The sequence below is a fragment of the Clostridium putrefaciens genome, assembly GCF_900461105.1.
GTDB lineage: Bacteria > Bacillota > Clostridia > Clostridiales > Clostridiaceae > Clostridium_L > Clostridium_L putrefaciens.
Genome location: NZ_UFWZ01000001.1, coordinates 2,213,779 through 2,238,715 on the forward strand (window position 1 = coordinate 2,213,779; position 24,937 = coordinate 2,238,715).

Annotated in this window: 32 protein-coding genes and 1 pseudogene; all 33 read right to left on the reverse strand. The window is 34.6% G+C overall.

Features of this window, described 5'->3' with window-relative positions; all coding sequences use genetic code 11:
* Window position 1 precedes the first annotated feature (1 nt).
* A complete protein-coding gene (locus tag DY168_RS09850) occupies window positions 2-1,561 on the reverse strand; it encodes a recombinase family protein (RefSeq protein ID WP_115641615.1) in 1,560 nt (519 codons plus the stop codon).
* Window positions 1,562-1,623: 62 nt separating this feature from the next.
* A complete protein-coding gene (locus DY168_RS09855; protein ID WP_115641616.1) occupies window positions 1,624-1,842 on the reverse strand; it encodes an SHOCT domain-containing protein in 219 nt (72 codons plus the stop codon).
* Window positions 1,843-2,022: 180 nt separating this feature from the next.
* The gene (locus DY168_RS09860) at window positions 2,023-2,706 is read right to left on the reverse strand and encodes an N-acetylmuramoyl-L-alanine amidase (RefSeq protein WP_115641617.1); all 684 of its coding nucleotides are present in this window, start codon (window positions 2,704-2,706) and stop codon (window positions 2,023-2,025) included.
* Window positions 2,699-3,109 carry a phage holin family protein gene (locus DY168_RS09865; protein ID WP_115641618.1) on the reverse strand — a complete coding sequence of 137 codons (411 nt, stop codon included), beginning with the start codon at window positions 3,107-3,109 and terminating at the stop codon, window positions 2,699-2,701. Before DY168_RS09865 ends, DY168_RS09860 begins: the two co-directional genes overlap by 8 nt.
* 36 nt (window positions 3,110-3,145) lie before the next feature.
* The gene (locus DY168_RS09870; RefSeq protein WP_115641619.1) at window positions 3,146-4,594 is read right to left on the reverse strand and encodes a hypothetical protein; all 1,449 of its coding nucleotides are present in this window, start codon (window positions 4,592-4,594) and stop codon (window positions 3,146-3,148) included.
* A 44-nt stretch (window positions 4,595-4,638) separates the two neighbouring features.
* Window positions 4,639-6,261, reverse strand: a complete 1,623-nt coding sequence (locus DY168_RS09875) for a phage tail spike protein (protein WP_104410644.1) — start codon at window positions 6,259-6,261, stop codon at window positions 4,639-4,641.
* On the reverse strand, window positions 6,261-6,968 hold the full coding sequence (locus tag DY168_RS09880) for a distal tail protein Dit (protein WP_104410645.1): 708 nt from the start codon (window positions 6,966-6,968) through the stop codon (window positions 6,261-6,263). The genes DY168_RS09875 and DY168_RS09880 overlap by 1 nt, the downstream gene beginning before the upstream one ends.
* 1 nt (window position 6,969) lies before the next feature.
* Complete coding sequence (locus tag DY168_RS09885) at window positions 6,970-9,537, reverse strand: phage tail tape measure protein (protein WP_115641620.1); 2,568 nt, start codon at window positions 9,535-9,537, stop codon at window positions 6,970-6,972.
* A gap of 223 nt (window positions 9,538-9,760) precedes the next feature.
* A complete protein-coding gene (locus tag DY168_RS09890) occupies window positions 9,761-10,087 on the reverse strand; it encodes a tail assembly chaperone (protein ID WP_104410647.1) in 327 nt (108 codons plus the stop codon).
* Between the two features lie 168 nt (window positions 10,088-10,255).
* Window positions 10,256-10,516, reverse strand: a complete 261-nt coding sequence (locus DY168_RS09895) for a hypothetical protein (RefSeq protein ID WP_104410648.1) — start codon at window positions 10,514-10,516, stop codon at window positions 10,256-10,258.
* Between the two features lie 178 nt (window positions 10,517-10,694).
* On the reverse strand, window positions 10,695-11,267 hold the full coding sequence (locus tag DY168_RS09900) for a major tail protein (protein WP_104410649.1): 573 nt from the start codon (window positions 11,265-11,267) through the stop codon (window positions 10,695-10,697).
* A complete protein-coding gene (locus DY168_RS09905; RefSeq protein ID WP_479723209.1) occupies window positions 11,260-11,595 on the reverse strand; it encodes a hypothetical protein in 336 nt (111 codons plus the stop codon). The genes DY168_RS09900 and DY168_RS09905 overlap by 8 nt, the downstream gene beginning before the upstream one ends.
* On the reverse strand, window positions 11,591-11,980 hold the full coding sequence (locus tag DY168_RS09910; protein WP_207719864.1) for an HK97-gp10 family putative phage morphogenesis protein: 390 nt from the start codon (window positions 11,978-11,980) through the stop codon (window positions 11,591-11,593). Before DY168_RS09910 ends, DY168_RS09905 begins: the two co-directional genes overlap by 5 nt.
* 1 nt (window position 11,981) lies before the next feature.
* A complete protein-coding gene (locus DY168_RS09915) occupies window positions 11,982-12,308 on the reverse strand; it encodes a phage head closure protein (RefSeq protein WP_104410652.1) in 327 nt (108 codons plus the stop codon).
* Window positions 12,309-12,312: 4 nt separating this feature from the next.
* Window positions 12,313-12,615, reverse strand: a complete 303-nt coding sequence (locus tag DY168_RS09920; RefSeq protein ID WP_104410653.1) for a head-tail connector protein — start codon at window positions 12,613-12,615, stop codon at window positions 12,313-12,315.
* Between the two features lie 16 nt (window positions 12,616-12,631).
* Window positions 12,632-13,831: a phage major capsid protein gene (locus tag DY168_RS09925; protein ID WP_104410654.1), complete on the reverse strand. Its 1,200-nt coding sequence runs from the start codon at window positions 13,829-13,831 to the stop codon at window positions 12,632-12,634.
* 14 nt (window positions 13,832-13,845) lie between these two features.
* Entirely contained in the window at window positions 13,846-14,544 is a 699-nt protein-coding gene (locus DY168_RS09930; protein WP_104410655.1) for a head maturation protease, ClpP-related, read from the reverse strand.
* On the reverse strand, window positions 14,541-15,800 hold the full coding sequence (locus DY168_RS09935) for a phage portal protein (RefSeq protein ID WP_104410681.1): 1,260 nt from the start codon (window positions 15,798-15,800) through the stop codon (window positions 14,541-14,543). The genes DY168_RS09930 and DY168_RS09935 overlap by 4 nt, the downstream gene beginning before the upstream one ends.
* A 115-nt stretch (window positions 15,801-15,915) precedes the next feature.
* Window positions 15,916-16,131 carry a hypothetical protein gene (locus DY168_RS09940; protein WP_104410656.1) on the reverse strand — a complete coding sequence of 72 codons (216 nt, stop codon included), beginning with the start codon at window positions 16,129-16,131 and terminating at the stop codon, window positions 15,916-15,918.
* Window positions 16,132-16,188: 57 nt separating this feature from the next.
* A complete protein-coding gene (locus DY168_RS09945) occupies window positions 16,189-16,515 on the reverse strand; it encodes a hypothetical protein (RefSeq protein WP_174905315.1) in 327 nt (108 codons plus the stop codon).
* Between the two features lie 2 nt (window positions 16,516-16,517).
* On the reverse strand, window positions 16,518-17,030 hold the full coding sequence (locus tag DY168_RS09950) for a helix-turn-helix domain-containing protein (RefSeq protein WP_115641621.1): 513 nt from the start codon (window positions 17,028-17,030) through the stop codon (window positions 16,518-16,520).
* Window positions 17,031-17,118: 88 nt separating this feature from the next.
* Window positions 17,119-18,720: a terminase large subunit gene (locus DY168_RS09955; RefSeq protein WP_104410657.1), complete on the reverse strand. Its 1,602-nt coding sequence runs from the start codon at window positions 18,718-18,720 to the stop codon at window positions 17,119-17,121.
* A gap of 86 nt (window positions 18,721-18,806) precedes the next feature.
* Complete coding sequence (locus tag DY168_RS09960) at window positions 18,807-18,980, reverse strand: DUF5049 domain-containing protein (RefSeq protein WP_104410658.1); 174 nt, start codon at window positions 18,978-18,980, stop codon at window positions 18,807-18,809.
* A 1-nt stretch (window position 18,981) separates the two neighbouring features.
* Window positions 18,982-19,209 (reverse strand): DUF4314 domain-containing protein, encoded by a 228-nt coding sequence (locus DY168_RS09965; RefSeq protein ID WP_104410659.1) that lies wholly within the window; start codon window positions 19,207-19,209, stop codon window positions 18,982-18,984.
* Window positions 19,193-19,876: a virulence protein gene (locus tag DY168_RS09970; RefSeq protein WP_104410660.1), complete on the reverse strand. Its 684-nt coding sequence runs from the start codon at window positions 19,874-19,876 to the stop codon at window positions 19,193-19,195. Before DY168_RS09970 ends, DY168_RS09965 begins: the two co-directional genes overlap by 17 nt.
* A gap of 88 nt (window positions 19,877-19,964) precedes the next feature.
* Window positions 19,965-21,194 carry a site-specific DNA-methyltransferase gene (locus DY168_RS09975; RefSeq protein WP_104410682.1) on the reverse strand — a complete coding sequence of 410 codons (1,230 nt, stop codon included), beginning with the start codon at window positions 21,192-21,194 and terminating at the stop codon, window positions 19,965-19,967.
* 31 nt (window positions 21,195-21,225) lie between these two features.
* Window positions 21,226-21,375: a hypothetical protein gene (locus tag DY168_RS14680; protein ID WP_169994177.1), complete on the reverse strand. Its 150-nt coding sequence runs from the start codon at window positions 21,373-21,375 to the stop codon at window positions 21,226-21,228.
* Window positions 21,376-21,377: 2 nt separating this feature from the next.
* Window positions 21,378-21,956, reverse strand: coding sequence for a P27 family phage terminase small subunit (locus DY168_RS09980; RefSeq protein ID WP_104410661.1), 579 nt, complete (start codon window positions 21,954-21,956; stop codon window positions 21,378-21,380).
* 128 nt (window positions 21,957-22,084) lie between these two features.
* The gene (locus DY168_RS09985; RefSeq protein WP_104410662.1) at window positions 22,085-22,444 is read right to left on the reverse strand and encodes an HNH endonuclease; all 360 of its coding nucleotides are present in this window, start codon (window positions 22,442-22,444) and stop codon (window positions 22,085-22,087) included.
* 119 nt (window positions 22,445-22,563) lie between these two features.
* Entirely contained in the window at window positions 22,564-22,980 is a 417-nt protein-coding gene (locus DY168_RS09990) for a DUF1492 domain-containing protein (RefSeq protein WP_104410663.1), read from the reverse strand.
* Between the two features lie 5 nt (window positions 22,981-22,985).
* Complete coding sequence (locus tag DY168_RS09995; protein WP_242971506.1) at window positions 22,986-23,237, reverse strand: hypothetical protein; 252 nt, start codon at window positions 23,235-23,237, stop codon at window positions 22,986-22,988.
* A gap of 58 nt (window positions 23,238-23,295) precedes the next feature.
* Window positions 23,296-24,640 (reverse strand): annotated as a pseudogene (locus tag DY168_RS10000) (SNF2-related protein).
* Window positions 24,637-24,924 (reverse strand): VRR-NUC domain-containing protein, encoded by a 288-nt coding sequence (locus DY168_RS10005; protein ID WP_104410664.1) that lies wholly within the window; start codon window positions 24,922-24,924, stop codon window positions 24,637-24,639. Before DY168_RS10005 ends, DY168_RS10000 begins: the two are co-directional and overlap by 4 nt.
* Between the last annotated feature and the right edge of the window lie 13 nt (window positions 24,925-24,937).

The window sequence follows — 24,937 nt, forward strand, 5'->3', positions numbered from 1 at the left end:
ATTATGCCATCCTTTCCTTAAGTTCCAATCCACATTTTAATATAAATATAATTTCCTCTCTTGAAACCACCTTAATTCTATCCACGTGGGCAATGAATACTTCATCATCATAATCCGTAATCATTTCACTTCCAGACACAAATTTTATTAGCTTTTCTAAAGCATCAAACCTTGTTCTATCACCGCTTACAGAATACATAAGCTTGTTTTTTTCTGCCTTTAGCATTTCTTCTTCCTGAATCAAAGTGTTGTTTTCGCTATTAAATAGTGCAGGTTCTAAAAGACCACTTGCCATTAGGCTTGTAAGTACCTGCCTTTGTTCCATATTCTTTTCAAGCTTGCTTTCGTATTCTTGTATCTCCAGTAATCGGTCTTTATCATCCAACCCCTGCAAGCTGCGAAGTAGCGGTCTTAGCACCATTTGATGTGCAAAAATCAACTTATTCATCATTGTAAGAAAAGTTACCTTTAGGCTATCGTCTGTTATATATTTCATGGAGCAGGCATCCTTATTTTCAATGTGCCCAGTGCAACACCAAGCCACATAATTACCACTTGGTTTATAATGCTTTCTTCGTTTAAAAATCCCTCCACACTCTCCACATCTGATTTTCCCTGAAAACCCATAACGGTTTTGATAACGCTGGGTATTCTCACCATTGCCTTTTTCCTTACCACGCTGGCTCATAACTTCATTAGCTTTGTTAAAAACCTCGTGGCTTAAGATTGCCTCATGGTGGTTAGTACACAAATACTGGTCATGTTCTCCGTAATTAATATGACGATTAAAGCTGCTATCAGTATATGTTTTCTGGAAAATAACATCTCCGGTATACTTCTCATTGCGAATAATCGCATTGATGGTTCCGAGAGTCCATTTACCGCCTTTTTTACTTATGACACCACATTCACTTAACTCTTTTGCAATCGCATGGGTACTCTTTCCTGCAAGTGTATCTACAAATATCTTCCTCACTACCTCTGCCTGCTCTGGCACAATTACCATTTCTCCATTTATGTTTGCGTATCCATAGGGAGGATAAGAAATAATGAAAGTGCCGTTCTGGAAGCGCTTCTTAATGCTCCATTTCTCATTTTCCGAAATGGATACTGATTCACTTTCAGCTAGACCGCTCAATATAGAAAGCATCAATTCACTTTCCATAGAGCCTGTATTCAAATTCTCTTTTTCAAAATTGATGTAGACATTCAATTCTAAAAGTTTTCTGACCAGTTCCAAACAGTCTGTCGTATTTCTGCAGAATCGGCTTATGGACTTTGTAATGACAAGGTCAATCTTCCCACGCTCACAGTCAGCAATCATGGAAAGTAGCCCTCTACGTTTTTCCTTCTTAGTACCTGTTATGCCTTCGTCATAATAAAGACCTGCATACTCCCATTCATCATTGGCTTTGATGTAATTTTCATAATGTACCTTTTGTGCTTCAAGGCTTATAAGTTGTTCATCACTTGCTGTAGATACTCTGCAATAGGCAGCAACACGGATTTTTTTCTTGACTGATAACACTTTGTTATCTTCGATTTTTGTTATCCTTTTCATCCACTCACCTCGCTTTCCGTTAGGTCACATATTACCTCTGAACCCCATATAAATCAACGGATTCATGGCATTATCTCTGCCAAATATGGTGAGAAAGTTTTACGATTCAGTTCTGTGATTTTGTTAAATTCATCTACACTTATTAACCCCTTTTCAAGTATAGATTTCAGTATCTTCTGAGCAAGAATATAATCATATTCCCTCTGTAATTCCTCCTGCGTATATACCTTCTTTATGGATATAGGCATCTGCTGTTCCTCTGTGATTTTTGTAACCTGCATAACTTATCCTCCAATCCTTGAGAATTAATCCCTCTAACTTCCTAAGGACAAAAAACATAGATTTGGACGGATGCTTTATAAAAAAGAAAAAAGCCTGCAAGAAACTCCGAAGAGAATCCTACAGGCTGTCATTTAATTAATATTTTGTTAAACTTTTGTGGTGTAATCAAGGAGTAACAGCTACTTATTAAATATCGTAATTGTTGCATCAAATCCTGCTGCCTTTAGCTTCTGCACTTGATTTTCTGCATTTTCTCTTACCTTATAAGATCCCGCCATTACTCTATAAAAGATTTCTCCATTTACCAGTGGTGTTTGTACTACTGATTCAGCATAATCAACTCCTACTTGTGCAAGAATGGATTTTGCTAACACCTTTACTATTTGATTTCTTTTAGTATCAAATAAATTATTATCTCCTGTATTATCGAGAAATCCAATCTCTACGAGTATTGCCGAAGCTTTAGTTTCTCTTAGCACATGAAAGTTACCTTCCTTAATACCTCTATCTACAAATCCCAAGGACACAAGAGATGTCTGTATCCTTTCCGCCAAACTTTTAGTTTTTTCTCGTGGATTTAAATATGTGTAAGTTTCAACACCCTTAGCCTTTTCTGGTTCATAAGCATTCCTGTGAAAGGATATAAAATAATCATAGGTATTTCTGTTTTCAAAATTGCTTCTCGCATTAAGGCTTACTGTGTCATCTGAAGTTCTTGTTTCATCTACAATAATTCCATGCCTTCTTACCTCTGATGCTATAGATCTGCCTAAATTTAAAACATCATTACTTTCTTTTCTCATCTTGTAACAAGCACCACTGTCTTCTCCTCCATGTCCGTAATCAAAACATAATCTAACCATTACCTTTCTCCTCCTTATTTAGCTGTTGTAAAACACTTTTTAATTTCGGTGGTATTGGTAAACCTATCTTAGCTGAGTTTTCTATAATGCTTATACCTTCATTAGAAACATAGAAAAAAATAACGGCAGTACGAATTGCACTACCGCTACCTAAAATCTTAGAATCTACAATGTGTGATACACCCACTAATACAAAAATAAGAACCTTTTTAAAAATACCCTTAAACCCTAAACTACTAGATAACTTCTTTTCTAATATTGCACGCATTACACCTGTGATATAGTCAATTATGACAAATGTAATTAAGGCATAAAGAAAGCCATCTACCCCTCCTAAGATTCCTCCTATAAAAGCCCCAATGGCTACAAAGACAGCTTGAAACACACTTAATATGTCTTTCATAAGTACATCCCCTTTATATATTTTTTGTACCAAAATCTAAAATATACCGTCTAGAATATTGTCAATTATAAAATCGTATTGTATCTTCATTGTGTTAGTTGGTGTTTTAGTAACCGGAGCTGCTAGTAGTGTTTGAGCGCCTATAAGTGATAGTCCAAATATATAACAATAATAGTAATCGGAGTAAGAGCCACTTGTATATCCGAAGCAATATCCATAATTATGACTTTTACTAAAAAAATATATTGCATACTCAGCTGATGGCATAGACCTCTTTGCCAAGATTCCATTAATTATAGGCTTAAGTGAGTTATCATAAAAATGTAGATATTTATTATTATCACTAAATATCCAATATTCCTTTGTTTTTCCTAGTATATTTATTGACCACATAGTTCCTTCTCCACTTGGCGTATCTATGGTATAGTCTGTTTCTATATCATAATTAGCATTTAGCTTTAAAAAATGTGATACATAAACCCCTTTTATATAATAAGATACTGTCATATATGGTACTCCATCTATCACTTTAAAAGATTCTATTGTAGGTATTAGTCCAGATGCATCTTTATAACTACTTGCACTTTTACTTATCTTCTCCACCCAACTACCATCTTTTTGAAATACATAAATATCTATGCCATCGTTTTTAATATTATATAAATACAAATATTTAGAATCTGCACTTATACCATTTATTTTAAAATCATTTTTAAGCATTTTTGACCCGTCATCTTTATAAAAGTAATTATCTTCAGCTTGATTATTTGCACAACTATCTAAAAAGAAGCTTTTAAAAGTTCTATACTCAACTGATGAATTTGTAGTTAAGTACAAGCAATATCCGATATTATCATAGTCGGAACAATTATAAGTTATTGATTTTAAGCTACGTATAACAGTATGTCTTTTATCTATTGTTGAATCACTACCTGTACCATTCACATTAATTGCATATAATTCTCGGTTTCCGTTATCTCGACACCAATAAATTGTTTGAAAGGTTCCATTACTAGCATGAGTTGGAAAGTCGAAAACAAAATGTATTTTTATTTTCCCATCTTTCTCTGGATTACAATAACTTTCAGACAAATTTATAGTTCCTTGATATGCATCATCACCAGCATAAGTGTCGTTTTTATCACACCATCCAATTACCTTCCCTTTCATAAGCTTTTCATCAACATTCTCTATACCACCATAATCAGTTAGACATATTTTTCTAAAGGGAAAACTAACATATCCCTTTTGAATATCTCCTCCAACCATTAGCCGTCTGTAAAAAAAATCAAAAAACATCAGGTTCATAACTGAGCCGTTGATTAGATTTTCGGTTTCTGCATGGTATACCTTATTTCCCGTCTCTAAGTCGTAGAGTTCAACAGTAGCAATTCCTCTGATATTTGAGATAGGTTTTTTCTTATTAAGTTTGATTACATTATTATTAATTAAATCTTTATTAAAAGATATAGTCTCTCTATACATAACAAGGCTCCTTTCTCTTCCATTATTAAATACCCTTTCTTAATTCATATAATCTCTATTGTTACACCAGCCTCTGCGATTCTTATATCAACATCAGCAACCTTTACTTCTTGAACTGAATTTGACTTTATAATTTCATTCATAGTTATACCTGTTTCATATTCTTTTAATATCTGTGACGGATTTACTATATCAATGTTTTCAATTACTTCTGCATGAGGCGGTTCTGCACTCATGCCCCCCTGAAGATTTCTTCCATCAATCATACATTGAAGATTATAAATTGGTATTGTTACCGTTCCATTATCAGCTTTTAAGTTTATACCTATATAATGATTTCCTTGAGCAACTTGAGGAATTCCGAGTGGGATTCCTATAATATTATCACCTTGCTCCAGTTTCTGCTTTGGTTTAAACGGTATCTCTACATTATCTAAAAGTATCTTTACAGTTAAAGTGCTCCCCATACTTGAATTACAACTTATAGATAAATTAACACTTAAATTTGTACTTGAAACTGCAGTAATGCCTAAATAGATTGGTTGAATTTCGCTGGTTGAAACTATAACCTCTTGTGAATTGGCATAATAAAGCATACTAGTTAACGCTTGAGCTACCTTGTTTCCCAGTTCATCTCTTACTGTGCTAATCATTGCTGTAAAATCACTTTGACCTCTAGATTTAGGCTGACCTAGCTCAACTTTTGTATTCCATCCACTTAATAAGTCTTGCTTTATTTTAATTACTTCCACTAACACATCTATATCAAACTCTTCATACTTTACTAAAACATAATCTCCTAGATTAACCTGTTGAAGACTTTTAAAGTTTTCATATTCCTTTGATTTACTAATCTCTATAAAGTCTACTTCTATGTTCACGTTAGCAATTCCCTTGGTCTTTACATACTCCTTTGCCATTATCCTTAAGGTAGGTTCATCAGCTGCATCTTTGAACTCAACTGGCTTTATGATATGAAAAGGTGGGTACTTTAAACTATCAAAATTAGGTATAGTTATATATTTTTCAGCTAGTGTTATACCATTGAAGCCTTTAGGATAAATCTTAGTAGCTAAGTCAGTGGTATCACTGGTAACCTTTATACCTCTAATATTTTTTCCATACTTAATTAACATACCTGTTTCTTTTCCAATTTGCTTTAGTATTTTAATATTATAATTATCCCTATATAATTCACCAGTTCCCCATCTTTCAATAATTTTAAATATTGCTTCTACTGGATTTAGTTCTATCATATATAATGTATTATTTATTAAAATATCACTGTCTACTGTATATCTTGATTCTAGATCACCAACTAAAGACTTTTCTAGAGCAGTTTTTACACTACATTTCACCGCTCTTTCATCTTCTATAAAATAAAAAGCCAAGTCATAAAAAATATGCTTAGCCCAAATCATAATTATTTTATTATTATCTTGCTTTTTCTCAACTTTATATATTCTAAACAGTTGATTATTTGCCTTTATAATATTGAAGTATTCTAGATGAACTGCTTTTTTAGATTTAACCGGATATTCTAAATATAAGCTGTATTCACCATTTAATTCATTAGTAATTTCTGCTTTAATAGCTTCATTTAATTTACCTAGTCCATTATTTTCAAATTCACCTTTTTTAGTTTTCTTATCATAAACATAAATCATTATAGCCACCGCCAATTAGGTAAAAGGACTATTTTGCTAACACTGCCTACCCAGCTTATCTTATTCTCTCCTATTTTTAGCTTTGGAAAATTTCCTTCCATTTTAAAGTTTAAATTATCTAAAGCTTCATTATAACAATCCTCTATATCACTGTTAATTATTATGCTATTATTAATTCCTTTTAATTTTATAAGTGTATCATTTATAAATAATTCAATGTTTCCACTACCATAAACAGTTATGATAGGGCTACTCTCTAGAGTACCCATATTATTTATAATACTATCTGTTTTCACTATTGTTATAACTTGATTACTAACTTCATATTTGAAAGGTTTGCAGTTAAACACTAATGGAAAGGCTCCAACAGATTTATATATAGGTTTAAAATCTATAGCGTTTACAACTTGTGCTATATACCTTTTATTTGCTTGATAACTAAATATAAGATTCGACTCACCACTACTAAAAAGCCATCCTTTTATTTCATCTATTTTATCTGTTAAATTTTCTCTTGACTTTAGAGTACATTCTACTAAGACAGTTATATCTTCATAGGTTTCTTCATCAAATTTTATACTTGAATCTCTCCCAGGAATAGGCACATAAGATACTCTACGTTTTGGTGAAGGAATTATAGGTCTTTTGGCAATAAAAATGCCATAATCTTTATAGCTATCCTTATTGGCAAAGCTAAAACTTAACATACTATTTACCCCCTCTTCCCATTACAGCTCTTTGTCTATAAAATTCAAGTTCATAAGCAAGTTGTTCGATATCTTTATCTGTGTTGTTTATGAAGTTTTCTATATGAAGTGATAGACCACCACTCCCTCCACCTTTAGCCTTTTCTATTGCCTTAGCCATTAAGCTATCCAATCTATCAATAGGCAGTACCGCCTCAGATCCGGCTTCTCCAACCCCTATAATACTAGGTCTATTAAAAATACCCCCACTCGCATACCAATCGACATTTAGGCGTGGAACACTTGGTGGTGTTAAGTTAAATTCTCCCTTTAAACTAAAGTGAGGTAGCTTAATTTTAGGTATTTTAATCTCTGGTAATCTTAGATTACTAAAAAATCCTTCAATTGCATTTATTGCATTACTCACAGCATTTTTAGCAGCATTTATCGGATTTACAATAGACTCTTTAATCTTATTCCATACTATTGCAGTTATATCTTTAATTCCGTTCCATGTACCTAATATTATCCCTTTAATAACTTCAAATCCTGTTTTTATAATTTCTCTAATTAAATCAACGGCTGATTTTATAACACTCTGTATTCCACTCCATAAATTAAAGGTGATATTTTTTATTCCTTCCCACACTCCATTCCAATCACCTTTGATTGCGCTAGTTATAATTTTTATAATGTCCTGTATAACCCTTAGTGTTGTATTTACTATAGTAGCCACCAAGTTAAAAGCAGTAGTTATTATATTTACAAAATCATCACCATACTTGATCCATATTTGATTTGCCAATGCAACAAAAGCTTGAAACATAGACTTTAAGCTTTCAATAACACCACCTATTAAAGTTTTAACTGCATTCCATACAATATTTACTGAATTTCTAAAGTCTTCATTATTTTTATATAAAACTACAAAAGTGGCTATAAGTCCTACTATTGCACCTATAATTATTCCAACCGGCCCTGTAATAGCAGTAAAAGCAGTTCCTAAGGCTCCGCTTGCGCCTCCTGCAGCACCAAGGGCTGTAGAAATAGAACCTAATGTTGAAAATAGTATACCACCAGCGGATATAAGCTTTCCTACAACACCTAAAACAGGTCCAATAGCAGCTGCAACAAGAGCAAGTTTTAAAATCATATCCTGCTGTGCTGGATTTAGTTCATTAAACTTTTCAATGATTGATATTATTGCTTGTATAAACTTCTCAACGGCAGGCATTGCATTATTTACTGCTTCAAATAACTTTTTGCCCAAGGGCTCTAAGGCTACAGCCATTTTGTTTTTTAACATCACAAACTGTTCAGCTGCATCTGCTGTATCTGTATAAACCTGTTCAATAGTTTCTGGACTTGACTTAAGACTGTTTATTAACTCATCTAAATTTAACCTTCCTTCTCTTATAGCTGATGCCATATCTGGACCTGCTCTCGCCCCAAACATCTCTAATGCCATGGCATTAGCTTCACCTGCAGTACCTGCTTCTTTGATTCTTGTTACCATCTCTTGAAGAGCCTTATTAGGTTCACTAATACCTTCTCTTGCCATCTTTCCAAGGGCAACTCTTAAAGATCCTACAACTAGCTCTGTATTAACCCCTTCCTTTTCAAACTTCCCCATCATTGCTGCGGAAGTTTCCCAATCAAAACCCATTTGTCTTAAAGGGCCACCAAACTGTGCCATAAGTTGTTGTAGTCTACTAACACCTATTCCTGTGCTTTGACTTACTTTAAAGGTGTAATCTAATGCTTTTCCATAGTCTTCTGTTTTTAGTCCAGCATCTTGAAACATTCTAGTAGAAGCGGGGATTAAAGTATTTATATCTTCTCCGGTTATTTTTGCAAGTCTTAACATCTGCGTAGAAAGATTTTGAAGGGATTCTCCTGAAAGACCTGTACGAGTATTTAAATCTGCTATTGCTTTACTTGCATCCCCCATAGTCGTATCTACAGTTGTATATACAGATTTAAAATCATCTTCTAAACCTTGAAGTGCTTCCCCTGTAGCCCCAGTGCCTATTCTTATTGAATCACTTGCTTCATCAAAATCACTAGCAAGCTTAAAAAGTCCTACTCCCGCCGCTGCTATAGGGGCTGTTACTGTTTTGCTTAAGGTGCTTCCAACACTTGAAAAGCCATCTCCTACTTTTTTCATTTTGCTTCCAATACCCTCAAGGTTTTTCCCCAATGTGGTAAATCCACTACTTTGAACCTGTATCTCCTTGTTTAATCCAGAGAGTTCATTTTCCATTTTGTTAAGTTCTGCTGTTGCATAATTGAGCTTAATTTTAAGGTTTTCAGTAGCCTTAGCATCTTCACCTTTTGTAGCTACACTTTCTTGATAACTCTTTTTTAGAGCCTCGACCTTAGACTTCTGAAGTTCCATCTGTTTATTTAAACTATCTGCCTTAAGCTTCAGTCCTTCTGTAGTCTTTCCATAATCGCCCATTTTAGAGCTTGTAGCAGCAAACTCACTCTGAACTACCTTTAGACTTCTTTGAATCTTAGAAACTCCTTCTTGAAATCCTCTATCATCAAGACCTACTCTAGCAACTACAGTATTTGAATCTCTCGCCATATCCCCTCACCCCCTCTCACGTTGAGTTTCTAAAACATAACATTATCTATATAATCAAACTCTTCTTTATCAGCAATTCCATTGACTTTCTTATATACTTTTAAAAGAGCTTGTAACTTCTTTGGTGTACTATTCCAAAACTGCTCCTCTGTCATCCTTAAAATATTAGTAGCTAAATAAAAAAGCCACTCCCAATCCCATCCACTAGAATCAGAGCAGCTTTCTATTCCCCCATATTTTCTTCACTTACCTCTGGCATAGCAGCACTTAATGCTTCATTAACAGCTGTACCTAACCTTTCCATATCACTTAAAGTAAGCATTTTCCCTACTTCTTTAAGTGTAACACTTTCATCTTCAGCTTTAATTGCTGAGTAAATAAGTGCCCTTATAGCTTTAATCTTTTTATTTTGCAAATCTTCAAAGGCTTGGTTGATATCACCGTATACCTCTTCTAACTCACAGAAGGTGTTCATATCAAATTTAAGTTCATATTCTTTATTACTAAGCTTAAACTTAATTCCTTTATTTTTAAGTTCTGATGCTCTCATGTTTTCAGCTCCTTTCAAAATTTCTAACGAGAAAAAGACCTACTAAATTGTAAGTCTTAAAATTAAAACTGATTTATAAATTGGAATTTGTCTGTGAATTTTGCTAAATATATCATTGGTTCAATTCAGGTTGAAATAGTAAGATGATTGATTGAATATTGTGTTTTGTTATTCTATTCCATCAAGATTCATTTCCCATTGATGATCATATAAAAACCTATGAGTTTCCTCGTCACTAGCAATCCACTCATTGTCATATCGACTATCAGCCCAAGATGTCTTTCCTACAGCACGTATGTGTAGTGATCCACCTGAAATTGTGTATATTCTTTCTTCGCTGGAATTTCTCCCCTCATAATATGTTCTCTTACTGAAACCTTCGTTCTGTTCTAATATTCTTTGTCTAACAGATGTTGTTAAGCGTGCCATCTTTTCCTCCCTTCATCCAATCCACGTGATTGAACAAATTACTATTTATCTATTGCTTTCATGCCATCTTTATTTCATAAATCTATTTTAACTCAACCAATTATATAAGTATAGAGTTTTTATACTTATCCTTTCCACATTTCTAATCCATCTATTTATTTTTAGAAATCAACTTTTTCTATGATGACACTGTAGGCTCTTTTGGAACAGCTGTAAACCATGAACTTATAGTTGTTGTATCTACATCCTTCATATCCTCATCAGCAATAAATCTGTAATTTCCATCAGCTTCTCTTGGATAAAATTTTCCCTTAAGCTTTGCACTTTGAGCCTTTGGCTTTTCAGCCTCCGTATCATATTCATCTGTAGCAAGTTCAAACTTACCTTTTAGAAGCCACACATACCTATACTTTCCATTGTTCTTCTTAGATTTAAAGCCTAGTGCTATAGTTGGTGCTATGTCATCCTTATTCTCAATAAGTACACCCTTTGCAACCTTTGCCCCCTGAAGCTTTGCTCTACTCTCTAAAGATAGCTGATTTACTTCAATCTCAACATCCACTCCTTCAAATGCAGTAATAATATCTTCCACTGCATCGTCCGAATAAATATTATCTGAATTTGACTTTGGTGAAAGCTTTGCACTTATTGCCCTTTCAAGTTTTATAGGTACATCATATGTTGTTGCCTCATTATCATCAGTTTTCAATATAGCTATGTGAATATCTTTAAGGCCTATTTGTCTAGCCATTTAAATCACTCTCCTCTAAATAATAAAATTTAAGACCTTTATGATAGATTTTTGTATCTTGTTCATAAAGATCTATTTCATTTAATCTTTTAAATCTAGCTTTAAGCAAAAGTTCTTTTATATTTTTAACTATATTTGCGTAATCACCCTTTGACCAAACATCTACTTGAACATAATGCGCCGTTAAGCTTTCCCTATCATCTTCATAATCTTCTCCACCTGAGAAATATTCATGAAAGGTTATATAGGTTTCACCCTTTCCAGAATACCTTTGAAAACACACAGGAATATTGAGAGGATTTAAGGCATCAATAATTAGTTTATTAATCAAACTCCTCAAGCCCCCTTTGCAATTCTTCTTTAATTACATTGTTAATTTCTTTTTTATTTTCAACAACAGAGTTTTCTGCCCAATGCTGTGCTGATTGTTTACTAGTCCCCCACTCCGAAAACTTGGAGTAAAAGAACTCTGAGTTATCACCCTTATTAGGACCTATATCAACAAAGTCTACTCCGTTTTCGTTTTCTATATCTGATATCTTTATGTTATCAGCCATGTGTTTTTTACTTAAACTTGACCTCGGAGCCTTTTTCTCCATGCTACTTTTAACCAAATCTCCTGCTTTATCAAGAGCATTTTTCTTAATTCTTTCTCCCTTTTCTCCAAGCTTATTTACTTTATCTATAAGCTCCTGCATTCCTTCAAGCTCCATTTTAGCCACTACTATCAACCTCCATAGCCTTGATTTCTATGAATTTATTTACATACTTTATGTTATCAATAGAAATTATATTGTACTGCTTATCCTTAAACAAAACCCTCATTGTAGTATCAATTTCATCAGTGTATCTTATAGTAAACTTTACAGTGTTTTCTGCCTGAACAGCTGCAGCTGCATAGTATTCCTTTCCACTTAAGTTAGTTACCGCTGCCCATACTGTTTTGTAATCTTGCCAATTCTCAACTTCAAATCCATTCTCATTAGTATTTGTAGAAAACTTTTGCAAAGTGGTTCTATGTCTTAATTCACCAATCTCCATAAAATCACCAGCTTTCTTTTCTAATATTAGCTAGTATTAATTTCATTACATTAATAGTTTCTGAAATACTACCACTTTCACTTTTCATGTAATAGTATGTTCCTTCTCTTTTTTCATACATATTTGCCACTGCATAAAGAACAGCTTGCTTTGCAGTTTTGGGTATTTGTTTAAATTCAGATAAAGGATATCTTAATATATCTTCACAGATTTCTTCAGCTGTAAGAATAAAATTAGTGATGAGCGTATCTTCCTCATCACTATCTATTCTCAGATATAACTTTGCTTCTTCAAGGGTCACTACCATACACTCATCACCTCCATTAACTAACTTTCATTTTTAAAATTTGTACTGTTTCTGGAAGAACTAATTTACCATCTACTCTTTCTTTAGCTACAAATCCAACCATTCCATTACCTGCAAATAATTCTTTAAGTTCTGCAAAGGAACGAGGGCCTCTATCACCAATGTTATAGTAGCTAAAGTCACCAAAGGCTATAACGGGTTTTCCTGCTGCAACTGTTGGAACATAAGCTGAAGTATAAACAGGATATCCAAGTAAACTATCGGGCTCTCCAACTTGATATGATGGCTGCCAGATATATGCGCCATTGCCATCCTTTAGTTTCCTAAGAATTGCTAATGTTTGATCATTGATTATAAATGTAGCACTTTTTCTATATGGACGCTTTAGTGTATAAATTAAATTGATTATCTCATCAGCTGTAATTGTAGTTGCACTTGCAGCTGTAACACCAATTTCACCTCCACCAGTTGCTGCAAAAATACCTAGTGGTTTTCCTACTCCATCTCCATTTAAAAAAGCATCTTCTTCTGCATTTGCAAGAGCCTTAGCAAACTTGTTTAAGATGTAACTTTCAAGATTAAACACATTATCATAAAGAAGTTCTTCTGTAACCTTAACTGCGACGTGTAGCTTATGTGCATCAAGATTGATTTGTTCAAACTTAGCATCTCCAAAAGTTAATGCTCCCCCTTCATCAATCCAAGCAGCTGCTGGGGTAGATGCCGCAATATTTATTTTTCTTTCAGCACCGGTCTTAATTGTAGTTGCAAGTTTTCTTATGATATTTTCTTCTGTTAAACCTTCAATTAGTCTAGTATCATACTCTGATGGAACAAGGTATCCTCCATCTGCATCAACACCTTCTTGAAGTATATTATTAATTCTTCTAAAATTAGAACGAAGAGCATTTAGCATAGAATCCTTGTACTCAGCTGTTGCAACTCCCGTTTTAGGGTTTTCATTTGTTTGTAGCTTTGCAGGACTACTTAAGATTGGGCTACTTGTAGGCTTTGACATTTCAGCATCAATTGCTGTTAGTCTACTTTCCCTTTCAATTTCCTTAGTTAAAGACATTATATTGTTTTCCATCTTTGTATAAATAGCATTATCTTCTTCTGAAAGCACATCACTTTCATTTCTTTTGTTATCAAGAAATGCCCTTGCATCTGCTACTGCCTTATTACGCTTTTCATATAATTCCATAAGTTTATTCATATTAAAATTCCTCCCTAAATAAATTTAAGACGCTCTTTTAGCGCCCCAATTGATGGTTTATTTTCATTTATTTTTATACCCTTTTTGACTATCATTTTATCAAGTAATGAATTAGTTACTGCTTTTCTGCTAAAAGCATAAGTAGTATCCTCACCTGACTTTTGCTTTTTATTATCTTTTAAAATCCCATCTGCAAAACCAAGTTCTAATGCTTTGTTTGCATTTAGCCATGTTTCTGCATCCATAAGATTAGATAATCTTACACGAGATAAAGAAGTCTTTATCTCATAAGCATTTATGATACTTTCTTTAACTTCTGAAAGCATATCAATTGCTTTTTTCATTTCCTCATCATCTCCAATTGCAACCGTAAGTGGATTATGAACCATCATAAGTGCAGTAGGTGCCATTAAGACATTTGTTCCTGCCATAGCAATAACACTTGCTGCTGATGCTGCAATACCATCAATCTTTACAGTTATGTTTCCTTTGTAATCCATAAGCATTGCATAAATCTGACTTGCAGCAATACAATCTCCGCCGGGAGAATTTAGCCAAACAACAATATCTCCTTGTGAAGAATCAAGTTCTGCTTTAAATGCTTTAGGTGTAATTTCATCACCGAACCAACTTTCTTCTGCAATTGCACCATTAAAATATAGTGTTCTAGTATCTGAATTTTCATCTTTTACCCAGTTCCAAAATTTTCTCACTTTGTTCCCTCCATTCCTAAATTATTTTTATTAGCAAATATTCCTGCGTCCTGTAGCTTTGTCATATTTCCATTAATCAAATATAAATCTCCACCTTCTTCAACTGATATACGGTCTAAGTTTTCAAGTTCTCTAATGTCATTTGCACTCATCCATCCATTTTGCCTTGCAGTTGCATATCCACTCATACGGCTTTGATAATCGCCCCTAAGGAGCCCATCTACATTGAATTTAATGAAATATTTCTTTTTATCACTAAGAGATAATAGTGAACGTATCATTGCTTGTTCCCACCTTGAAACCCAAGGATCTAATGTGTATTTTACAAACTCCAAAGATTGCTGTTCTATATTAGAAAAGCTAGATTTTTCAAGGTCACCAACCATATGTGGTGGAACTCTGAAAATTCTAGCTATCTCATTGATTTGAAATTTCCTTGTTTCAAGAAATTGTGCCTGTTCTGGAGATATTGTTATAGGTGTATATTTCATACCTTCCTCCAAAACAGCTACTTTACTTGAATTGCTACTTCCACCAAAGGTTGCGTTCCAACTTTCCCTAACCCTTGTAGGGTCTTTTAGCATACCAGGATGTTCTAGTACCCCACCCGGTGCAGCACCATTAGCAAAAAATTTAGCTCCATATTCCTCACAGGCAATAGCCATACCAATTGCATTTTTAGCCATTGCAATTGGAGAATATCCTATAAGTCCATCAAATCCAAGGCCAGGAATATGAAGTACATCAGAAGGATTCAAGTTTACTATGTTTCCTTTATTATTAGGAGCATCCTCTTTACTTATCATATAACTATAATAAAGCTTTCCCATCTCATCCCTATTTACACTCATACGATTTGGCATTAATGGATATAAAGCTACTACTTCACCTTTCCCATTTCTAATAATTTGTGCATAGGCATTTCCCCATAAAAGTAAATGAGTCATAAGGGTTTCCCTAAATACAAAGGAAGTCATCTCTGGATTTGGCTCATCATGTAATAGAAAATATAACGGACTATTTATCGCCTTTTCTTTCCCTCCATTATCAGTGTACTGATATAAATGAAGTGGTAATCCTGCCACAGCTTCAGCTAAAATTCTCACACAAGAATATACAGCAGTCATTTGCATTGCTGTTCTTTCAGTAACAGGTTTCCCAGAAGTTGTACTGCCTAAAAAGAAACCATATGCACTCCCCGCTGTTCTGTTTTTAGGCTTATCTCTTGATTTAAATATTCCAGATAAAATTCCCATAGCAATCACACTCCCCTCTAAAATAGACATAAGAAAAGCACCTACCGTTGTGGTAAATGCTTTTAACAATAAACACTGTTATTATGTAAAATTTTTATAGCCTTTTGCATTTTGACTAAACATCAACTTCAAGAATCTCATAATCAACATCATCATCTTCATCAATTGGATAGTCTCCAGGATTTGATAAATTCAAAATTTCCGCACCATCATGGTAGCAACTGCATAAGTATCCTGCATAATCTTCGGCTTCAGCTTCAGAATCAAACACTTCGTCCTGCTCTTCACTACTTCCATCAGAGTATTTCATTAAAATTTTAAACATTTTCATATAGATAACTCCTTTTCATAATTCTCTGTTTTACAATACCATTTCTTTGTCGCATTTTCAGCAGTTCTCATCGGAACTGATTACATTTTCAGTATGTTCTTCTATATCTTCATGTGCAGCATCATAATCTTTTATACCTTGAATCAGTTCAGCCTTAATTGCCTCAATTTCAGACTGAGGTAGTGCTTTTCCCTTGCTGAAGATCTTAATTAGTTTTTGAATGCCGATGGTTGCGAGAGCACCTACAGCAAGTGTAATTCCCACAACTGGCAACATTTCTTTTCTACCAGCACTTTTCCCAGCATCAATAAGTGCCTCTATAAGTTTCTCAGGACCTCCTGCTGCTTTGGCTGCTTTTGATAATTCTGCATAATTCCATGCCATTACTAATCCTCCTTTATTTCATCTGCATCGATTGCCTTTTTGATGGTATCCTTTATGACCTCGTCATGTTCTAACAAATGTTGATATTGTTCAATCTGCTTTTGGATGCCTTCAATTTCTTTTTCAGTTTGAACGATTAGAGACTTTTTTTGAAGTATAGTACGATTTAAAGTTTTGATATTTTCTTTCAAATGCTTTTCAAAGTCTTCCGGTAATACACGAACATCGGTTTCGCCTTTTTTATCGCAATAACTGATAACAGCACCGGCCACTAGTCCTGCGGCTAAAGTAGCTAAACCAACCGTTGGAGACATCGTTGCCACACTAGATGTAACCTTTGGTAAATATTTCGGTGTTGCCCTTAAAAAACGCTTCAATTCATCATCAGTAACAATATTTCCGTCTTTTCGTGATGCTTGAACTGCAGTTAACCGCCCATCACGAATCCACCTGCGCACAGTTTCTGGATTAGTTTCAAGCAAATCAGCAATCTGTTTAACACTGTATGTCTTCATATACACCATCCTTATACTACATTATAATGCTACATTTTTAGGTTTGTCAACAAAAAGTAGTATTATAATGTAGTATAAAAGTGTTTTATTATATAAATAATATTCCTCTGTCATCATAAACAGAAGTACCCTCCCCATTACCACAACGAATTGCTCTATCAAGGGCCATTATAGTTGCAACAGCACCATCTATCTTCTCCGTTGATTTTTCTTTATCTGCTTTAATATTTCCAGCTGGGTCAGTTCTAATAAAGATATTATCCATATTCCACCTTAAAACAGGGTGACCTCCATGTGCAAGTTTCTTCTCAAGTGTTAGTTTCATAAGTTCCTTTGTAGGTGGACTCATATCTTTAAACCCTTGTCCAAAAGGCACTACTGTGAATCCCATACCTTCAAGGTTTTGTACCATCTGAACTGCTCCCCATCTATCAAATCCTATTTCTCTGATATTAAACTTTTCACCAAGCTTTTCTATGAATTTTTCTATGAAACCATAGTGGACTACATTTCCTTCTGTTGTTTGTATATAACCTTGTCTTTCCCATACATCATAAGGAACATGGTCACGCTTTACACGAAGGTCTATTGTTTCTTCTGGTATCCAAAAATAAGGTAGTACACAAAATTTATCTTCTTCATCCAATGGTGGGAATACTAAAACAAAAGCTGTAATGTCCGTTGTACTTGAAAGGTCTAACCCTCCATAACAAACTCTCCCTTTTAAAGATTCTTCATCTACCTTAAAAGAACAGGCATCCCATTTATCCATAGGCATCCAACGGATAGCTTGTTTCACCCACTGATTAAGTCTAAGTTGCCTAAAAGAGTTTTCTTCAGCAGGGTTCTGCTTTGCAGATTCACAAGCAGCTTTTACTTTATCTATTCCAACAGTTATTCCTATAGAAGGATTTGCTTTCTTCCACACCTTAGGATCTGTCCAATCATCTGATTCATCTGCTCCATAAATTATAGGATAAAATGTATTATCTTTTTTTCTTCTCTCAATAATATCTTTTGCCTTTTGGTGGGTTTCATAACATATAGAATTTGTATCTGTTCCAGCTGTAGTAATTAAAAAATATAGTGGTTGCATTCTAGCATCACCAGAACCTTTAGTCATAACATCAAATAGTTTTCTATTTGGCTGTGTATGAAGTTCATCAAATACTACTCCATGAATATTAAAACCATGTTTAGAATAGGCTTCTGCTGATAACACTTGATAAAAGCTATTTGTAGGTGCATAAATTATTCTCTTTTGAGATGCTAAAATTTTAACTCTTTTACTAAGTGCAGGGCACATACGCACCATATCAGCAGCTATTTCAAATACTATAGACGCTTGCTGACGATCAGCTGCACAGCCATAAACTTCGGCCCTTTCTTCAAAATCACCACAACATAAAAGAAGTGCAACTGCGGCTGCAAGTTCTGACTTGCCTTGCTTTTTAGGGATTTCGATATAAGCGGTATTAAATTGTCTATAACCATTGGGTTTTAGTGTTCCAAAAATATCTCTTATAATCTTTTCCTGCCAATCTATAAGTTCAAATTTTTTACCTGACCATGTACCTTTTGTATGACAAAGGGCTTCAATAAAGGCAACAGCATAATCTGCGTGTTCTTTGCTGTATATGCTACCCTTTGCCTTAAACTTAGTTTTAGTGTACTTCTTTAATTTTCTCATAAGCTGTCACCTCCTTTCCTTAAATTTAAAAAAGACTACAATTAAGTAGCCTGTAACTAAGAACAACCCCTTTTAAGGGTTGCCCATTACTTTCCTGTAAAAATAAACCTTATATACTCTTCCTCATACTCTTCAATGAAAGCTATTAATTCATGAAATCCCATCTCCGATGCAATTTTATTCACCATAGAGAGGTCAAACATATTGGTAAGTGAAGTATCCCTAATAGCTAGTATTTGTTCTTTAATCTTATGCGTCATGTTACTCTACCTCAATTTTGCTACAGCTATCTTCACCATAAATAACGTTCAATCCACTACCATTATCCCATTTAACTAAAATACTACCTGCATCATCAACACCTTTTACTGTACCTTTTGTTCCTATTGGTGGTGCTTGGACATCATCCATCTTCACAAGTTCTATCCTTGTACCTATTGGGTATTGTTTTCTTAGCATTTCAACTCTTTCTTTACTTGGAAACTTCATTCTTAGTACCTCCCTTAAAAGCTGATGACCCAGAAAAATTCTGAAGGAGAATTTTACGTTCTTCTTTGTATTCTTCTCCAATGAAACCTAGGCGAAGAAGGAAACAGCGGAATGCGTATTTCTCATTTTCTACTTCCTTTTTCTTTGAACTAATGCGTTTCTGGTTTCTTGCCATTTCACAAATTGCAGTAACAAAATGGGTATAAGCTTTTACTGTATTACTGTCTTGCTCTCCATGAAACCAAGGAAACCTAATTCTTTCTTCAGCTTTCTCAATCGGCAAACTATCTGTAGCTAATGCCTTTTTAATAAGGTCTGCTTTTACTTCCACTAACTTTTCCAGGTTATCAAATGAGTCTTCCGTAAATAATTCAATTGACATTTCTACAACTAAACTATCTACTGTAGTTTCTAGCATTTCATTTTCAGCTACTGGTGCCTCTGAAATAAAACCTTCTTTCTCTAAAGCTTTAAGCAAAGCCTCAACTTTTTCTTTCTCTACTTGATCATCAAAAGATATGCAGCCATCTTTGCCTACAACAATATCTCCAACCTCGTAAGCCATACTAGGCATTCCTAGGTATCTTGGCCTACATTCTAATATTGCTGCAATGGCAACAACTAGTGACTTGCGCTCTTCTCCTGTTACATTAAATTTAACTTCCACTTTTAAGTACCTCCTTATTTTTTGGTACTTACATATATCACTCTAAAAGGTATAAGTATCAAGTCCTTTAACCAGAATAATGTGATTCTTAAGAAGTAACTTCCTCATCTTTAACCATCTCATTATAAGGCAACTTCTTACCATCTCTTATTAAAAACACACCTTCATCACTTGAAACCTGTTCGATGTATCTTTTTACAATAACATCACAGAATTTTTCATCAAGTTCAATGGTACAACAGATTCTATCAGTTTGCTCACAAGCTATAAGCGTTGAACCACTTCCACCAAATGGGTCTAAAACTATTGAGTTTGTTAAACTTGAATTTTGAATTGGATAAGCTATAAGAGCCACAGGTTTCATTGTTGGATGATCTGCATTTTTGCTTGGTCTATCAAATTCCCATATTGTTGTCTGTTTTCTATCTGAGTACCATTGATGTTTACCTGATTTCTTCCATCCAAATAAAACTGGTTCATGTTGCCACTGGTAAGGACTTCTGCCTAATACAAGACTTTGTTTCTTCCAAATGCATGTACCACTTAAATAAAATCCAGCATCTGCAAATGCTTTTCTAAAGTTAAATCCTTCTGTATCTGCATGAAAAACATATATAGATCCATCATTTGCAAGAACCTTTTCCATATTGCTAAGGCTATCAAAAAGGAAATTTAAAAAAGCATCTGCTGAAAGATTATCATTTTGTATCTTTCCTGCAGTGCCTTCGTATTTTACATTATAAGGTGGGTCTGTAACTATTAAGTTTGCCTTTTTCCCCTCCATCAATCTTTCATAGGTTTCTGATTTTGTGCTGTCTCCACAAATAAGTGTATGCCTTCCTAGAATCCACACATCGCCTTGCTTTGAGAATGTAGGCTTTTTCAATTCTTCATCAACATCAAAGTTATCTTCTTGAACATCTTCAGCAGAATTTAAAAGCATATTTAATTCAGCTGCCTCAAACCCTAAGAGGTCAACATCAAAATCTAGTTCCATTAAACTTTCAAGTTCTATAGATAATAAATCTTTATCCCATCCTGCATCTTCTGCAAGTCTATTATCTGCAATAATATAAGCTTTCTTTTGTGCCTCGGTTAAGTGGTCTACAAATACACAAGGTACAGTTTTCATTCCATCTTCTTTAGCTGCTAGAACTCTTCCATGACCTGCTATAATATTAAAAGCTCTATCGATTAAAATCGGATTTACAAAACCAAATTCTCTAAGGCTTGATTGTAATTTCTTTATTTGCTTTTCATTATGAGTTCTTGAATTATTGGCATATGGTACAAGTTTTGATATTTCTACTTGTTGCATTTCCTCAGTAAATTTATTTTCCCTATCCAAACTAATACCCCCTTTGTAATATTTTTATAAGTCCTTTATTTGCACCATCAACATCGCCTGCTACTACTTGCCCTTTTAAGGTTTTATATTGTTGCTTAGTTAATACATTTTTATTTTGATTAAGTTGCTTCATAAAAATTTGTTTCTCCATTTTTATCTTCCCTTTCTCCCCGATAAAAGTGCCTCCATAATGTCATCTTGAGGATCCCCAACAAATGCTGTAGTACAGTTTTGTTTAACAATATCAAAAATTTCATACCACAATAAATTAGCTTGCTTTAAAAAAGATTGGCTCATCTGTACAAAAGGACTTGCTATAGCTCCACCTGTTGTAGGGTGTTTTCCTAAAAGTCCATAAGTGCTTATGGCTTCCTCACATTGGATATACCTTGTAAATGCCTGAGCATAAGATTCTATAAGTCTTGGATTAATAAACTTCTCACATCCTCTATCTTTTAGCCACTTCCAAGTTTCAGCAAATAACAAATCTGCTCCAAGTAATTTACCATCTCTTTGCTTTGCACTAAGGTAGTCACTTGGTGATGGCATATCTCGACCATTTAAATTTTCAGCACCATCTAAATCACTAGCTTCCAGAATTGTTTCTGGCTGTAGGTTTGGTACTTCTAATATTTTTGCTGCTTTACCTTTTGTTATTTTATCTGAAAGAGGTATTTGCTTATCACCTGCACGAACTCGTCTGCCACCTCTATTTGTACCGTCCTTGGCCATATTTTCTACTCCTTTCTTAGCCCCAAGTGGTTAATACCCCCTTTGAACTGCGGTTTTTGTGCGTGTGACCCCCTGCCCGTTCCCCAGTGGGTTAGTTGTAGAGATCAAGACCGCCCCTCCCTGGTGCATCACCTTCTGTTCCACCTATCACCATCCCTTGCAGTAATAGCAGAGTGACAAGACTTACATAAAGCCATTAGATTACTCCTGTTATGTGTTCCTCCACGTGACAAGGGAAGTATGTGATGTACTTCCTCAGCCTTTGTTAGTCTTCCACCTCTTTCACATTCCTGACACAAAGGATACTGTGAGATGTAGCTATCACGGATTCTCTTCCACGCTCTACCATACCTACGGCGTGCAACTGGGTCACGACCATACTTCTCGTAGCGTTTGTTATCTATCTTTTCATGTTCCTCACAGAATCTACCCTCTGTTAAGTTAGGACAACTAGGAAAGGAACATGGTCTTTTAGGCTTTCTTGGCATTACATTCACCTCCAGTTTTTGGGCATAATAAAAACCCTGCAGGTGCAATCCCACAAGGCTCGTTTTATTTTTTCTCTATTATAATACTATCATAATGTCTTACTGTCTTTCTCTGTACTTTACTGTAATGTTTTAGGTACAACCACATAATTTAGTGCTTTCTTATGTACCTTAAATACATTATCAATACTGTAGTTCATATCAACGGCAATTTGCTCCCACTGCATAAAGCACAAGTAACGCTTTTCTAAAAGAGTTTGATACTCTGGGTTTTGAATTGCTTTTATGGTTCTTACAATCTCATGTTTCAAATCCACTAATTTATCAATGTCTTGGTTAATCTCTGCCTGCAAATCAATAATCTTTTCCACAGCGTTAGCCATAGTAGAAACTGCACGGTTCGGATTACGGGGCATATCCGATATCGTGGTTGTTGCTTTTGTAGCAAGGTCATTTAAGGATGCTACCTGTTCAATCTTGCTATTTATTCTTTGGTCAAGACGATATGCTTGACTTAAATATTCTTTAGCCCTCATACTCACTACACCTCATCCCTTAATTCTTTAATCAGCATATTTCCATCAATAGTTGTTAATTCCGAATACCACTTTGAACGAAAGAAGCGTTCCACATTAGATTTCACTTTATTCCCCTCAACGCTATAAGGGTATTTTTTTAGTGCCTTTAAAGCACTCCTATAATCCTTTACAGCTTGTAGAATTATAGCATTTGCCAGATTAGAAATTCCATCCTCGTTAGTAGTGGGTTGGACTTGCATATCATTTTTATACATAAGCAGTACCTCCGAATAAAAAATTTTTTTCCTTGGATTGACCCTAATTGTCTTAGCTTTACAGATTTGCCTTTACAGCATCAATTAAAGCTGATTGTATTTTTTCTTTTTTATTAAGGGATCTAATTATTTGCTCATCCATAGTTCCTTTAGCAATAATATGATGAATAACCACTGTTTCATTTTGCCCTTGTCTCCAAAGCCTCGCATTTGTTTGCTGGTAAAGTTCTAAACTCCAAGTAAGACCAAACCATATAAGAGTTGAACCTCCAGCTTGAAGATTAAGTCCATGTCCTGCAGATGCCGGATGAATTAAAGCTACTTCTATTTCTCCATTATTCCAATCCGTTATATCCTTTGAAGTTTGTATTTCACGAACCTTAAACTTCTTTTTAATTCTTTCTAAATCATGCTTAAACCAATAAGCTACAAGTACTGGTTTACCATTTGCCGATTCAATTAAATCTTCAAGAGCATCTAGCTTTCCATCATGTATTTCACAAACCCTTTTATCTTCACCATACACTGCACCATTGGCCATTTGGCAAAGTTTATTTGATAAAGCTGCAGCATTTACAGCATCTATTTCTTCACCCTTAATGGATAATACTAAATCCTTTTTTAAACTGTCATATAACTTTTGTTCTTTTTCAGAAAGAGTTATAAAAACTTCGTTTATGATGCACTCTGGCATTTTTAAGTAGTCAGTGCTTTTCATGGATATGGTGATATCTGAAATAAGACGATAAATTTCATCCTCTGCTCCAACTTTTGGTTTATAACTAAATATCATCTGATTATTTCTTTTATCTGGGTTAAAGAAATTATTTCTATACTGAGTTACAAATCTTCCTAACCTTTCACCCATATCAAGGATCCTAAACTCTGCCCATAAATCCATAAGTCCATTACTACTTGGAGTTCCTGTAAGTCCTACAATACGTTTTACCTTAGGTCTTACTTTTAATAAACCTTTAAACCTCTTTGCTCCATAGGACTTAAAGGAGGATAACTCATCAATCACAACCATATCATAGTCAAATGGCATACCACTTTGGTTTATAAGCCAATCCACATTTTCACGGTTTATGAGATAAATATTTACTTTTTGCATTAGTGCTGATTTTCTTTGTGTTTCACTACCTACAACTACTGAATAAGTAAGTCCATTAAGGTGCTCCCACTTTTGAATTTCAATAGGCCAGGTATCTCTAACAACTCTTAAAGGACCAATAACTAAAACCTTTGAGACTTCAAAGCTATCAAGGCAAAGGTCAAATATTGAGGTTAGAGTTATAACGGTTTTATCAACCGAGGCCCATATCAAGAAATACAGCAGTGATAGGTTTCTGATTTATATAATCAATTGCATATTGCTGATAATCATGTGGTATGAACTTCATTTGGCATCACCTCCAATCTTATCAAGAATCCATCCAATCTGTTCTATCTCATCAAGGACAAATACCTGAAATCCTAAGCCTCGAAGCAATTTATGTCTTGCAAGCTGAAGGGGTCTCGCCTTTTTCCCTGGAGCCTTTACCTCTACAAACCCAACCTTTCCATCTGGCAGTAATACCAAACGGTCCGGTATCCCGTCAAATCCAGGTGACGTGAACTTAGGACAGATGCCTCCATGCTTTTTAACTTCCATTACTAACTTCTTTTCTATAACTTTTTCTCTCATGCTAACCTCCATC

What these genes read in the sequence shown, in the direction of transcription:
- DY168_RS09885 (WP_115641620.1), bottom strand. Translation starts at nt 9,537, where the DNA reads ATGGCGAGAGATTCAAATACTGTAGTTGCTAGAGTAGGTCTTGATGAT.
- DY168_RS10005 (WP_104410664.1), bottom strand. Translation starts at nt 24,924, where the DNA reads ATGAGAGAAAAAGTTATAGAAAAGAAGTTAGTAATGGAAGTTAAAAAG.
- DY168_RS14680 (WP_169994177.1), bottom strand. Translation starts at nt 21,375, where the DNA reads ATGGAGAAACAAATTTTTATGAAGCAACTTAATCAAAATAAAAATGTA.
- DY168_RS09865 (WP_115641618.1), bottom strand. Translation starts at nt 3,109, where the DNA reads ATGAAAGACATATTAAGTGTGTTTCAAGCTGTCTTTGTAGCCATTGGG.
- DY168_RS09965 (WP_104410659.1), bottom strand. Translation starts at nt 19,209, where the DNA reads ATGAAGTTTCCAAGTAAAGAAAGAGTTGAAATGCTAAGAAAACAATAC.
- DY168_RS09925 (WP_104410654.1), bottom strand. Translation starts at nt 13,831, where the DNA reads ATGAATAAACTTATGGAATTATATGAAAAGCGTAATAAGGCAGTAGCA.
- DY168_RS09870 (WP_115641619.1), bottom strand. Translation starts at nt 4,594, where the DNA reads ATGTATAGAGAGACTATATCTTTTAATAAAGATTTAATTAATAATAAT.
- DY168_RS09850 (WP_115641615.1), bottom strand. Translation starts at nt 1,561, where the DNA reads ATGAAAAGGATAACAAAAATCGAAGATAACAAAGTGTTATCAGTCAAG.
- DY168_RS09920 (WP_104410653.1), bottom strand. Translation starts at nt 12,615, where the DNA reads ATGGTAGTGACCCTTGAAGAAGCAAAGTTATATCTGAGAATAGATAGT.
- DY168_RS09985 (WP_104410662.1), bottom strand. Translation starts at nt 22,444, where the DNA reads ATGCCAAGAAAGCCTAAAAGACCATGTTCCTTTCCTAGTTGTCCTAAC.
- DY168_RS09950 (WP_115641621.1), bottom strand. Translation starts at nt 17,030, where the DNA reads ATGAAGACATACAGTGTTAAACAGATTGCTGATTTGCTTGAAACTAAT.
- DY168_RS09915 (WP_104410652.1), bottom strand. Translation starts at nt 12,308, where the DNA reads ATGGAGATTGGTGAATTAAGACATAGAACCACTTTGCAAAAGTTTTCT.
- DY168_RS09855 (WP_115641616.1), bottom strand. Translation starts at nt 1,842, where the DNA reads ATGCAGGTTACAAAAATCACAGAGGAACAGCAGATGCCTATATCCATA.
- DY168_RS09990 (WP_104410663.1), bottom strand. Translation starts at nt 22,980, where the DNA reads ATGAGGGCTAAAGAATATTTAAGTCAAGCATATCGTCTTGACCAAAGA.
- DY168_RS09900 (WP_104410649.1), bottom strand. Translation starts at nt 11,267, where the DNA reads ATGGCTAGACAAATAGGCCTTAAAGATATTCACATAGCTATATTGAAA.
- DY168_RS09980 (WP_104410661.1), bottom strand. Translation starts at nt 21,956, where the DNA reads ATGGCCAAGGACGGTACAAATAGAGGTGGCAGACGAGTTCGTGCAGGT.
- DY168_RS09940 (WP_104410656.1), bottom strand. Translation starts at nt 16,131, where the DNA reads ATGAAAATGTTTAAAATTTTAATGAAATACTCTGATGGAAGTAGTGAA.
- DY168_RS09880 (WP_104410645.1), bottom strand. Translation starts at nt 6,968, where the DNA reads ATGTTAAGTTTTAGCTTTGCCAATAAGGATAGCTATAAAGATTATGGC.
- DY168_RS09975 (WP_104410682.1), bottom strand. Translation starts at nt 21,194, where the DNA reads ATGCAACAAGTAGAAATATCAAAACTTGTACCATATGCCAATAATTCA.
- DY168_RS09935 (WP_104410681.1), bottom strand. Translation starts at nt 15,800, where the DNA reads ATGGGAATTTTATCTGGAATATTTAAATCAAGAGATAAGCCTAAAAAC.
- DY168_RS09960 (WP_104410658.1), bottom strand. Translation starts at nt 18,980, where the DNA reads ATGACGCATAAGATTAAAGAACAAATACTAGCTATTAGGGATACTTCA.
- DY168_RS09910 (WP_207719864.1), bottom strand. Translation starts at nt 11,980, where the DNA reads ATGGAGCTTGAAGGAATGCAGGAGCTTATAGATAAAGTAAATAAGCTT.
- DY168_RS09895 (WP_104410648.1), bottom strand. Translation starts at nt 10,516, where the DNA reads ATGGCACGCTTAACAACATCTGTTAGACAAAGAATATTAGAACAGAAC.
- DY168_RS09945 (WP_174905315.1), bottom strand. Translation starts at nt 16,515, where the DNA reads ATGGCATGGAATTATGCAGAATTATCAAAAGCAGCCAAAGCAGCAGGA.
- DY168_RS09875 (WP_104410644.1), bottom strand. Translation starts at nt 6,261, where the DNA reads ATGATTTATGTTTATGATAAGAAAACTAAAAAAGGTGAATTTGAAAAT.
- DY168_RS09995 (WP_242971506.1), bottom strand. Translation starts at nt 23,237, where the DNA reads ATGTATAAAAATGATATGCAAGTCCAACCCACTACTAACGAGGATGGA.
- DY168_RS09860 (WP_115641617.1), bottom strand. Translation starts at nt 2,706, where the DNA reads ATGGTTAGATTATGTTTTGATTACGGACATGGAGGAGAAGACAGTGGT.
- DY168_RS09955 (WP_104410657.1), bottom strand. Translation starts at nt 18,720, where the DNA reads ATGAGAAAATTAAAGAAGTACACTAAAACTAAGTTTAAGGCAAAGGGT.
- DY168_RS09890 (WP_104410647.1), bottom strand. Translation starts at nt 10,087, where the DNA reads ATGAGAGCATCAGAACTTAAAAATAAAGGAATTAAGTTTAAGCTTAGT.